The organism is Tolypothrix sp. VBCCA 56010 (genome assembly GCF_050875635.1).
Classification (GTDB): domain Bacteria; phylum Cyanobacteriota; class Cyanobacteriia; order Cyanobacteriales; family Nostocaceae; genus Hassallia.
On sequence record NZ_JBPAOH010000192.1, the window covers coordinates 1 to 11993 of the forward strand.

The 11993-nt window shown below is 43.5% G+C and carries 7 protein-coding genes; all 7 read left to right on the forward strand.

Annotated features, from left to right (window positions below; all coding sequences use genetic code 11):
- Nucleotides 1-454, forward strand: a 454-nt coding sequence (locus tag AABK37_RS36585) for a hypothetical protein (RefSeq protein WP_432556355.1), incomplete at its 5' end; no start/stop codon positions are given.
- Nucleotides 455-670: 216 nt separating this feature from the next.
- Nucleotides 671-2284, forward strand: coding sequence for a type I restriction-modification system subunit M (locus tag AABK37_RS36590; protein WP_432556356.1), 1614 nt, complete (start codon nucleotides 671-673; stop codon nucleotides 2282-2284).
- Nucleotides 2281-3522, forward strand: a complete 1242-nt coding sequence (locus AABK37_RS36595) for a restriction endonuclease subunit S (protein ID WP_432556357.1) — start codon at nucleotides 2281-2283, stop codon at nucleotides 3520-3522. Before AABK37_RS36590 ends, AABK37_RS36595 begins: the two co-directional genes overlap by 4 nt.
- A gap of 10 nt (nucleotides 3523-3532) precedes the next feature.
- Entirely contained in the window at nucleotides 3533-4225 is a 693-nt protein-coding gene (locus AABK37_RS36600; protein WP_432556358.1) for a hypothetical protein, read from the forward strand.
- Between the two features lie 96 nt (nucleotides 4226-4321).
- Entirely contained in the window at nucleotides 4322-4921 is a 600-nt protein-coding gene (locus AABK37_RS36605; protein ID WP_432556359.1) for a Uma2 family endonuclease, read from the forward strand.
- 59 nt (nucleotides 4922-4980) lie between these two features.
- On the forward strand, nucleotides 4981-7860 hold the full coding sequence (locus AABK37_RS36610; protein WP_432556360.1) for a type I restriction endonuclease subunit R: 2880 nt from the start codon (nucleotides 4981-4983) through the stop codon (nucleotides 7858-7860).
- Nucleotides 7861-8076: 216 nt separating this feature from the next.
- Entirely contained in the window at nucleotides 8077-11844 is a 3768-nt protein-coding gene (locus tag AABK37_RS36615) for a CHAT domain-containing protein (RefSeq protein ID WP_432556361.1), read from the forward strand.
- Nucleotides 11845-11993: the final 149 nt, after the last annotated feature.

Consider the following 11993-nt stretch of genomic DNA (forward strand, 5'->3'; position numbering starts at 1 on the left):
CTCAAAGCCTTTTGGTCGCCAAGCAATCACTCAACATTTACAATCAGCAATGGTGCGGCGTTCTGCAAATTCGGCAATTTTTTTAAGTTATTCCCGTGAAGGATTAGCGCAGGAAATCGGTGATTGGGCAGAGGGAGTTTCTTCGTCAGGTTATTGGATTGCCACAACCCATCCATTTTTAATCATTGCTATCCGCTTTTTGGTGATCCAGCAAAGGTTAAATAAATTGCGTACCCTTGAATCAGAACTGGATGTGACTGCTGTTGAACAACAAATTCAGCAAATTCGCACTGCTTTGGGACGAATCAGAACTATAAAAAAATCTCTGACAGAAATTGGGAAGGGTGTGTCTGTGATTAAAGCTGAGGCAGATGCACTGAGTACAGATATTCAATCAGCCCTCAAATCAATTGAGCAAACCCTGAGTTTTGTTCCAACTGAAAGTACTGGCTAACAGTCTAAGTTGCATACTCCTGCAATATTTCTCACCCAATAACGCACCCAGGATTTTTTAATTCAGCAAATGATTTAAGTTATATGGTATTAACACAGGTAGTTTAAGTGAATAGGACTTACGCACTGTACAAACGAATCATCTTGTGTGTTAGTCTATACGTTGCTTAGACACCACTTCTTGGCGGTGCTAGCGATCGCCCAGTACGAGAGATAAATGACGAACGGACAAAACGGACAAAAGAAAAAATTAGAAACTCAGCTTTGGAATATTGCCGATTCGCTACGGGGCAAGATGAACGCCGATGAGTTTCGGGATTACTGCTTAGGGTTTATTTTCTATAAGTACTTATCCGAGCGTCAGCATCTTTACGCCAATGAAATTTTGGCTGAGGATCAAATTGATTTTCTAGAGCTTGATGAGTCGTCGGATGAGGGGCAGGAATATTTAGAGGCAATTAAAGAGGAATCTATTGCCGAGTTGGGTTATTTTTTGAAGCCATCTGAGTTGTTTAGTTCTCTGGCTAAACGGGCATTAGGCAATCAGGCGGATAAGGATGAGATTAGTGATGAGGAGTTAGAAAAGAGTTCAATTTTTATTTTGGGGGATTTGACGGATGTTTTAAACAACATTGAACGCTCCACAATGGGCAAGGAAAGTGAGGAAGATTTTGATCATTTGTTTGAGGATCTGGATCTGAATTCGACGAAGTTGGGGCGGACTCCGAAGACAAAAAATGCTTTAATTGCCAAGATTTTAGTGCATCTGAATAAAATTGATTTTCGGTTGGGAGACACCGAGAGCGATGTTCTGGGGGATGCCTATGAGTATTTGATTGGGCAGTTTGCCAGTGGTGCGGGGAAAAAGGCAGGGGAGTTTTACACGCCGCAGCAGGTTTCTAAGGTATTGGCGAAGATTGTGACCACGGGGAAGGAGCGGCTGAAGTCGGTTTATGACCCAACTTGTGGTTCGGGATCTTTGCTGCTACGGGTGGCGCGGGAGGTGGAATCAGTCGGAGATTTTTACGGACAAGAAATGAACCGCACGACTTACAACTTGGCGCGGATGAACATGATTTTGCATGGGGTGCATTATCGTAATTTCGATCTGAGGCAAGAGGATACGCTAGAGAATCCCCAGCATGAGGGAATGCGGTTTGAGGCGGTGGTGGCAAATCCACCGTTTTCGGCGCAGTGGAGTGCGAATAAGCTGTTTGAGTCGGACGATCGCTTTAGTCAGTATGGGAAGTTAGCCCCGTCTTCTAAGGCTGATTTTGCGTTTGTACAGCACATGCTGCATCACCTAGATGAGAACGGCATTATGGCGGTGGTGTTGCCCCACGGGGTTTTGTTTCGAGGAGGTGCGGAGGGGCATATTCGCCAGTATCTAATCAAGGAGCGGAATTGGTTGGATGCGGTGATTGGGTTGCCTGCGAATATTTTTTATGGAACGAGTATCCCGACTTGTATTTTGGTGTTGAAAAAGTGCCGGGAATCTCCTGAAGATGTTTTGTTTATTGATGCCAGTGCCTATTTTGAGAAGGCGAAGAATCAGAACTATTTGCGGGATGAAGATGTTGACAAAATTATTTCCACCTATCGCCAAAGGGTAGAAGAGGACAAGTATAGCTATCGCGCCCCATTAGCGGAGATTGCCGAGAATGATTTTAATTTAAATATTCCGCGTTATGTGGATACGTTTGAGGAGGAGGAGGAGATTGATCTGGCGGCTGTAGCGGCAAAGTTGAGGCAGTGCGATCGCGATATGGTGGAGATGGATCGGCTGATTCGGGGATTTTGCGAGGAGTTGGGGATTGAGGCACCGTTATGAGCGATAAAACCCACCAAAAATATCCTGTATCTGTACAACATGGAAAACCTCGCCTAGCACCTCTAAAAGAGGGCTGGAACAGATTGTCGATTAGCGACTTAGTTGAGGAAGTAATCCGCCCTGTAGTAATGGAAGACGATGAGCTATACACTCTCGTAACTGCAAAACGCTCTAGAGGAGGAATTGTAGAAAGAGAAAAGCTCAAGGGGAGAGATATTGCCGTTAAAAGTCAATTCTATATTCGAGAAGACGACTTTTTGATATCGAAACGGCAAATTGTACATGGAGCTTGTGGATTTGTACCTAAGCAGCTTGATGGTGCGATTGTATCTAATGAATATTTAGTTCTAAATTTTACAGATAAAATCATCCCCGAATTTTGGAATTTTCTATCTCACACTGTCTATTTTCAACAAATTTGTTTTCATTCCAGTATTGGCGTACACATTGAAAAGATGCTCTTTAAGGTGGAGCAGTGGTATCGCTGGAAGATCAATATACCTAGCCTGGAAGAACAAGAGAAGATCGCTAGTTTTTTGGGATCTGTCGATCGCCGTCTAACCCAACTCCGCCGCAAACAGGAACTCTTACAAACCTACAAACGCGGCGTAATACAAAAACTCTTCTCCCAACAAATCCGCTTCACCCAACCCGACGGCTCCCCCTTCTCTACCTGGCAAGAAAAAAGGTTAGGACAACTTGCAACTAGACAAACTAAAAAAAATGATGATCAATCCATAAGTCGAGTTCTTACTAATTCAGCTATACAAGGAGTCATAGATCAACAAGATTATTTTGATAAAGATATTGCTAATTCTGAAAACTTGGCTAATTATTATGTAATTGAAAAAGGCGATTATGTTTATAATCCTCGAATTTCAATGAATGCACCTGTTGGACCAATCAATAAAAACAAAATTGGTTTAGGTGTAATGTCTCCTCTATATACAGTTTTTCGCTTTAAGTCTCAAGAAAACACCTTTTATGAGCAGTATTTTAAGACATCAATGTGGCACAAGTATATGTGTAGTGTTGCAAATTATGGAGCGAGACATGATCGAATGAATATCACAACGTCTGATTTCATGAACTTGCCTCTTCCTTATCCCCACCCAGAAGAACAACAGAAAATTTCCAATTTCATAACTGTAATTGATCAAAAAATAGAAGCAATATCCCGACAAATTTACCACACTGAAAAATTAAAGAAAGGCTTGCTCCAAAAAATGTTTGTGTAGTGGTGGTGTTATGGAGAGTTTAGAAACTTTAGTAAAGAGACATTTCAAAGAATTCCCCGATTTTCAATACTATGGTGCATTTGCGGAATTTATTAGCGCAATTGAAAGCTATCACCAAGATTTACATACAGGAGTAAGTCTAGACTGTTGCAATTCACTTTTGCAAAGTATTTGTAAGACAATCATTACTCAAATCGATTCACGAGTAGAAGTAAAAACTTTAAATAAAGGAGCGAAAAGTGAAACTAATAATCTTATCTGTGAGGCAGCCAAGTTACTTCAAAAAAATGATGATGTATACGAAAGAGATTTTATTAGTAAACTCTCACAGATAGGAAAACATATTAATGAATTAAGAAATGCGAGAGGTGATTTATCTCACGGAAAACATATACCTAAAGAACTGCTTAACGATCAAGATTTATCGCGGCTACTGAGAGAAATAACAGAAAGCCTATCCCGTTATCTCATATCTTCGTTTTTCAGTTTTGCATTGGAAAAGAAGTCAAAAGAAGATTTTGAAATTAAAGAAAACAGAATTGGATATGAAGATAATCCAGAATTCAATGATTTGCTAGATGAAGAGTATCCCTTGGACAACAAACTACTTTATAGCCAAGCATTATATGAACTGTACTATGAAGATTATGAGATCCGGCTACAAACCTTCCTTGATGAACAAGCATTGTTAGACGAACAGTAGGGCATTACGGATAAATCTATTTGTGTAAAATAAAGTGCAGCAGAGATTTTTCTATATGAAAGTGTGCGAGTCATCCAATCCAGGAGTTTCCCCATAATGATCGCAACTAAAGACAACGCCCCCCGCCTCACCCCAGACGAGTACTTTGCCTGGGAAGCAACCCAACTGGAAAAGCACGAGTATATCAACGGCAAAGTTTACGCCATGAGCGGCGGTAGCGTCAATCACAGTCGTATCGCCATCCGCTTCACCGCCATGTTCGACAGCCACTTAGAAAATACAGGTTGCATCACTGGAAATTCTGATGTCAAAGTCAATATCTTTGGCAGTAATAACTATACCTACCCAGATGCCAGCGTCACCTGCGACGATCGCGATAAAACCACAACCCAATATATTACTTACCCCTGCTTAATCGTTGAAGTCCTCTCAAAAACTACCGAAGCCTACGACAGAGGGGGCAAATTCCGAATGTACCGCCAAAACCCAGCTTTAATCGATTACCTACTAGTCAGTTCCACCAGTATCGAAATAGACCTGTATCACAAAAACGACGCAGGTGATTGGTTGATTATCAACTACAAAGCAGGTGATGCGATCGAACTCAAAAGCATTAAGCTCAATTTCCCCATTGAACAAGTCTATCGCGGTTTAACCCTCTCCGCAGAAACCCCAACAGACATCATTAGGGAATAGGTAGTATTTTATAGGTAGTAGGCAATAAATAATACTTTTATTGTATTCCCCATTCCCCTATGCCCCAAACCGAAGCCGAACTAGAACAAAAACTAATCGCTCGCCTAACTGGTCTAGGCTACGAAGCTGTCACCCTTCGCAACGCTGAAGACTTCAAAGCCAACCTCAAAACCCAGCTCGAAAAACATAACCACATCAAACTCAGCGACACAGAGTTTAAAAGCATCCTCAACCACCTTGATAAAGGTAACGTCTTTGACCGCGCCAAACGCCTGCGGGACAAAATGGAACTTAGGCGCGACGATGGCACTACCTTTTACCTAGAATTCCTCAACACCGAACATTGGTGTCAAAATCAATATCAAGTCACCAACCAGATCACCCAGCAAGGCAATTACAAAAACCGCTACGACGTAACCCTGCTGATTAACGGCTTGCCCCTCGTCCAAATTGAACTGAAACGCCGAGGACTGGAACTCAAAGAAGCCTTTAACCAAATCAACCGCTACCAACGCCATTCCTACAGTGCAGACAATGGACTGTTTCAATATGTCCAAATTTTCGTCATCTCCAACGGTGTCAATACCCGCTACTACGCCAACAACCGCAAACAAGAATTTAAACAAACCTTCTACTGGGCAGACCAAGAAAACAACCTGATAACCCAACTGGAAGACTTCGCCGACAGCTTTCTGGAGAAATGCCACATCTCCAAAATGATCTGTAAATACATTGTCCTGCACGAATCAGATAAAGTGCTGATGGTGCTGCGCCCCTATCAATATTACGCAGTAGAAGCCATCATTGAGCGAGTGAAGGAGACTGATAAAAACGGCTATATCTGGCACACCACTGGATCAGGCAAAACCCTCACCAGCTTCAAAGCTGCCCAAATTCTCACCCAACTCCCCACAGTGCATAAAGTGCTGTTTGTCGTCGATCGCGCTGACCTCGACTACCAAACCAGCAGAGAGTTTAATTATTTCAGCCCTGACTGCGTAGACACCACCGATAGCACCAAACAACTGGTAGAACAAATGGCTGGGGATAATCGCCTCATTGTCACCACTATCCAAAAACTCAACCGAGCGATCAAATCCCAAAGCCATCAAATCGTAATGGAGAAGCTCAAAGATAAGCGCATTGTGTTTATCTTTGACGAATGCCATCGTTCCCAATTTGGCGAAACCCACAAAAATATCGTCAAATTCTTTACCAAAGCCCAAATGTTCGGCTTTACCGGGACTCCCATCTTTGCCGATAACGCTGCTAGCAACGAACACGGTAAACGCACTACCCAAGACCTATTCCAGAAACGTCTGCACGAATATGTAATCACCAATGCGATCGCTGATGAAAACGTTCTTAAATTTTCCGTCGAGTATTGGGGCAAAATCAAACGCAAAGACGGCACTCTCATCACAGAGCCAAAATTAGACCGAGAATTCTTTGAAAATCCAGACCGAATTTCTCTAATTGTCGATTGGATTATTGCCAACCATAACCGTAAAACCCACAGTAGAAAATTCTCGGCGATGCTGTGCGCCAGCAGCGTAGACACCCTAATTACCTATTACGACACGTTCAAAAACAAACAAAAACAGGGATTACATGACCTACGAGTGATCACAATTTTTACTCCTGGCTATAACGAAGAAGACCAAGACGCAAACGGCTTAATTGGAGAACCCGATTTTAATATCAGCACAGATCCGAGCAGCCGTAGCCATAGCCGCGACAAACTGAATCAATTTATCGCGGACTATAACCAAATGTACCAAACCCAACATTCCGCCAAAGATAGTCAGGCATTCTATGCCTACTACAAAGATATTTCCAAACGAATGAAGGATAGGGATCGGGAAAACTTTCAGGATCAGGAACGTGCTGATATTCTGTTAGTCGTTAATATGTTTCTTACGGGTTTTGATGTTAAGAAACTCAATACGCTCTATGTCGATAAAAATCTGAAGTACCACGGGTTAATTCAAGCATACTCCCGTACTAACCGCATTTTGGGCGAACTTAAATCTCAGGGTAATATTGTTTGCTTTCGCAATCTTAAGGAGAATACCGATCAAGCCGTTGCCCTCTTTTCCGATCCCAATGCTAATGAAGAAATTTTCATTGAACCTTACGAATACTACATTGATAAATTTAATGAAGGTGTGCAACAACTGAGAGCGATCGCCACTATCCCTAACGATGTCAATAAGCTTATTAGTGAAGACGACCAAGTTAAGTTTGTCAAAGCCTTTCGTAATCTTATTCGTTTACAGAATGTTAGTAAATCATTCACTGAATTTAGTTTTTCTGACTTGAATCTGGATGAACAAACCTTTGAAGATTATAAAAGCAAATATCTGGACATCTATGATAAAACGCGATCCAAACCCGATGAAGAGGAAGAATCTTTGGTTGAGAAAGTCGATTTTGAACTGGAACTGATCCAGCGAGACGAAATTAACGTCGCCTATATTCTCAAGCTGGTCGCTAAACTCCAGCGCGATCGCCAAGCAGATGTCACCTCAGAAGAGTACCAGAATCAAAAAGCCTCTATCCTTGAACTTATTGGCAAAGAAGCCCAATTACGAAGTAAACGGGATCTGCTGGAGAAATTTATCGATGAGCGGCTACCTACCCTTGAACCCGAAGAAAAAGTCGAAACCGTCTTTCAAGACTTCTGGACTCAAGAACGTATTGAAGCAATTCAGCAACTCAGTATAGAGGAAAATCTCAAGGTCGAAGTTGTTAATCAAATGATTGCCGACTATAAATTTTCAGGTAAAGAGCCATTGAGAGAAACTGTGCTGAGTGCTTGTAACGAAAAACCCAAATTATTAGATCGTAAAAAAATCTTTGCGCGAGTTGTATCAAAATTACTCGAAATCATCAACAAATTTGATGACGCTCTTGGTGAGCTTGGGGAGGAAGAATAAAACAGTTCTCAAAGCAGGCGATCGCCAAATCAGTATTGATATTTGGTCTAATACCAATTCTCCAAAATAAGGCAACAGGTATAAATCACAAAAGCCCTGCGGCATATAAGTTTTTTTAATTGGAATTGCTAAATGCGATCGCCTAGCATTTTTACGGAATTTAGGCTAAAAAGTTTGTATTCTCTCAAATAACCTGACACGCCCACACAGCCGACTATGGAATTAAATCTCCGCTTCCCAGAGAATCATCAAGTCATTGTAACATTTGATGGGCAAGAAACTGAGAGGCTGGATTTTGCCTCACCGTTGAGTGCAGCAGACAGAGAAGAGATTCGCTGGTACTTAGAAACTTATGCGGTACATTACACCACGGATGTAGATGATACACGGGCGGAAGGGATAGCAAAAAAATTCCGGCAATGGGGCGAAGATTTATTTAATGCAGTTTTTCAAAATCGGGCTGCTCAAAGGCTGTTTAATTATTTTCAAGATGAAAATCAACCAGGACGCTTATTAACAATCAGCGCCAGTCATCCAGCAATTTTATCCCTGCCTTGGGAATTGTTATGCGACCCACAAGGTACTTATTTGTTTCACGAAAATCCCCGCATTTCGATTCGTCGCCGCTTGGCTGGTGCAGGGGGTGGACGCAGACCGTTTAAAGTGCAAGTCAAAGACCGATTGCGGTTATTGTTTGTTATCAGTCGTCCCAGCGATGCAGGATTTATTGACCCCCGTGGTGAAGCAATGGCAGTGTTGGACGCAATTCAACAAGAAGCAGCCGGAAGAGTTGAGGTAGAATTTTTGCGTCCAGCAACCTTAGATAATTTAGTAGTGCGGTTAGAAGACTCGCGCAAACCCCCTGTTGATATCGTGCATTTTGACGGTCATGGGGTATTTGATTTAGATGGGCGTTTCCAAAAACAGGCTAAACATAGCGACCCGGTGGGACTAACTAAAGGCGGGAACGAGAACGGCGGCAATATAGGTTATTTGTTATTTGAGGATAAAGAAGGGAAAAAAGCCCTGATTACTGCCGAAACCTTGGGTGATATGCTGAATCGGCAAAAAGTGGGGTTAATTGTTTTGTCTGCCTGTCAGTCGGCGGCAATGGGTGGGGAAGATGGAGAGGATGCAATGGGTTGTGTAGCCGCTAGGTTAACCCATGCAGGTATTCCCACAGTCTTGGCAATGACTCATTCGGTATTAGTCACAACTACTCAACAACTGTTTGCTAAATTTTATCAGGGTTTAGTATCTGGTGCTGGTATGGGTGAAGCATTAGATAATGCGCGGCGAGACTTGTATCTCAACCAACAACGGGGAGAACGGCAACGGAGTGAGAAACGAGTACAGTTAAAATTGCAAGATTGGTTTTTACCTGCCTTGTATCAAGCGGCTGGTGATACCCCATTATTGCAGCAAGACTTGAACAACCAAGAAAGCGGCGAGTCACCAAAATGGGGAAACTTGCGGGATGTACAAGAAGCTGGATTCTTCGGTCGTAGCCGGGAATTGTGGCAGATAGAAAGATGGTTTGTGCAGGGAACGCGCCGCCTCACAGTATCGGGTTTTGGTGGACAGGGAAAAACCTATCTTGTCCAGGAAGCAGGACGCTGGTTACACCGCACGGGGATGTTTGAGAAAGTTTGTTTTGTGGATTATGCTGCCTTTGGTGGTGTGGATGCTGTAGGCTGGGCAGTTAGCACCCTGGCAACAGTGTTAGAGGAGAGTTTAATTGATGGGGCGGCGGCAACTCAGGCGTTGCGTAAACAAGCCACATTGCTGATTTTAGATAACTCAGAAACCTTGCCAGCCGAATCTCTTCGGGAACTGTTAACCGTGGCAAAACAGTGGTCTGAGGTTGGGGAATGTCGGGTATTACTCACCACTCGCACACCAGATTTTCACCATCCCGATTATCCCACACAAGGCAGTCGCAAACATATCTCCTTACCTTTGCGAGGTTTGGGACAAGAAGATGCCCTAGCGTATTTCCAGAGTTTGATTAAACTGACGCTAGCACCCAAATTCGACCCACCTAAACGCGAAGTGTTGTTGGAATTGTTTAAACTGGTGGATTTTCATCCCCTGTCCATTGGTTTGTTAGCGAAACAGTTGGAAAGTCGCCGTCCGGCAGAGTTGGGACAACGCTTAGAAACGTTGATTGCCCAAACACCAGATAATCCCCTATTGGCATCGTTGAATTTATCTTTAGAACGGTTGGATGCTGAAGCAATGCAGTTGTTGCCTCGTTTAGGCGTGTTTCAGGGCGGGGCGTTAGAACTTAACTTGCTGGGGATTACAGAAATTTCTGAGTCACAGTGGCAAATTCTGTGCCCAGCATTGGAAACTACTGGTTTAATTCAGCCTGAACATTTGCCTGGTACTCGCTTTCCTTTTTTCAAATTTCACCCCACCTTAGCCCCTGCCTTGTGGCCGCGCTTACCCCCAGAAGCACAGACACAACTGCTTGCCCGTTATCAAGAGTGGTATTATGAAGTTTCTGAGTCTTTGTATTTTGAAGATATCAAAGACCCTCATTTTGCCTGTGCCATTGCCCAATGGGAATTACCGAATTTACTTTATGCAGTTGATGGGGCGTTAAATGCAGGTGCAGAATGGGCAGTAAAGTTTGTTAACAAAGTAAACTTTTTTCTTGGCAAATTTGGACTTAACCGCGATCACACTAGACTAAATCAACGGATTGCTGAGTTGACTGAAGAAGTAGGTTCCCATACATGGTTTCTCAGCCGTACTAGTTCAGGTGAGCAATTATTCAATGCTGGTCGCTATCAACAAGCAGCGCAAGTGTTTAGTGAGATACTGGCAGAGTTGGGCGAGCAACCAAGTTATAACCGCTGTGCTACTTTGCGTCTGCTGGGGCGGTGCTTGGCGGAACAAAGACAAACAGCACAAGCAGCACAAATCTACCGCGACGGGTTGAAAATGGCGCAGAATTTGGAACAGTCTGATAATGTCAAGAGACAGATGGCAAACTTGCAGACTCACTTGGCTGATGCGCTGATGTTTATGGGGAAGTATGAAGAGGCACGCATTGCTTATGAAGCAGGATTAGTGATTGCCAAAGAACTTGGAGACCTTCGTTCGGCTGCGGTATCAAATGGGCAACTCGGCACTCTAGCTATGCTGCAAGGCAACCTCCCAGAAGCAGAACAGCGTTACCGAGAAGTACTGACTACTTTCCAGCAACTCAACGAACCAGCAAAACAAGCTACGGCTTGGCATCAACTGGGTATGGTGTATGAAAAAGGCAAGCAGTGGGATGCTGCGGAAGATGCCTCCCGAACATCAGCACAAATTAAAGAATCTCTAGGAAATCTGGCAGATGCAGCAAGTACTTGGGGTCTATTAGGCAAGCTCAATGCACTTGCTGGCAAACTGGGAGAGGCAGAAGCTTGGTGGTGTAAGGCTTTAGAGCAATATCAAAAATTAGAAGATCGAGCAAATGTATCTCTAGTCTTAAGTAACCTCGCTAACCTACTACAAAACCAACCCCACCGCCTCAGCGAAGCCCGACAATTAGCAGAAGACGCATTAGCCATCGACAAAACCTTAGACCCAGCTGCAGCTGAGATTTGGAAAACCTATGACATGTTGGCAGATATTGCCGACAAGCAGGGCGACAGCACTCAAGCTAAAGAATATCGTCGCCAAGCAAGGCAAGCAAAAGCGGCGTTTGCGGGGACACAGTATGAGTTACGGCAATATGGGCAGTTGATTGCAGGGGTAGTAGCTGCTGTGGATAATGCAGAAATCAGGGAACAGTTAGAAGTTGTGATGGGAAATTTTGCAGAAGTTTGGCAAAATCTCGTTGCTGCCATCCGTCATATCTTAGCCGGCGAGCGAGATGAGAATATACTGTGCGAGCCGTTAAATTTGGAAGAGTCTATGATTATCTCCGCTATCCTGCGGGGTATTGCTGACCCTCAATCTCTGGAGGCATTATTGGAAGAGTTTTAAGGTTCACGCAGAGGCGCAGAGGCGCGGAGAGTAATTAGAAATTTAGCTGCTATATAAAACCTAGACAAGTCTAGACATTTACTTCTTTCTTCACAGGGAGCATGGAAGCGGTTATCCCTCGGAAAGCATTCACGCCTTAGCCAGACGCG

Bases quoted from the DNA above. Each gene is read 5' to 3' on its own strand.
- AABK37_RS36605 (WP_432556359.1), top strand. From the start codon at position 4,322: ATGATCGCAACTAAAGACAACGCCCCCCGCCTCACCCCAGACGAGTAC.
- AABK37_RS36595 (WP_432556357.1), top strand. From the start codon at position 2,281: ATGAGCGATAAAACCCACCAAAAATATCCTGTATCTGTACAACATGGA.
- AABK37_RS36590 (WP_432556356.1), top strand. From the start codon at position 671: ATGACGAACGGACAAAACGGACAAAAGAAAAAATTAGAAACTCAGCTT.
- AABK37_RS36610 (WP_432556360.1), top strand. From the start codon at position 4,981: ATGCCCCAAACCGAAGCCGAACTAGAACAAAAACTAATCGCTCGCCTA.
- AABK37_RS36615 (WP_432556361.1), top strand. From the start codon at position 8,077: ATGGAATTAAATCTCCGCTTCCCAGAGAATCATCAAGTCATTGTAACA.
- AABK37_RS36600 (WP_432556358.1), top strand. From the start codon at position 3,533: ATGGAGAGTTTAGAAACTTTAGTAAAGAGACATTTCAAAGAATTCCCC.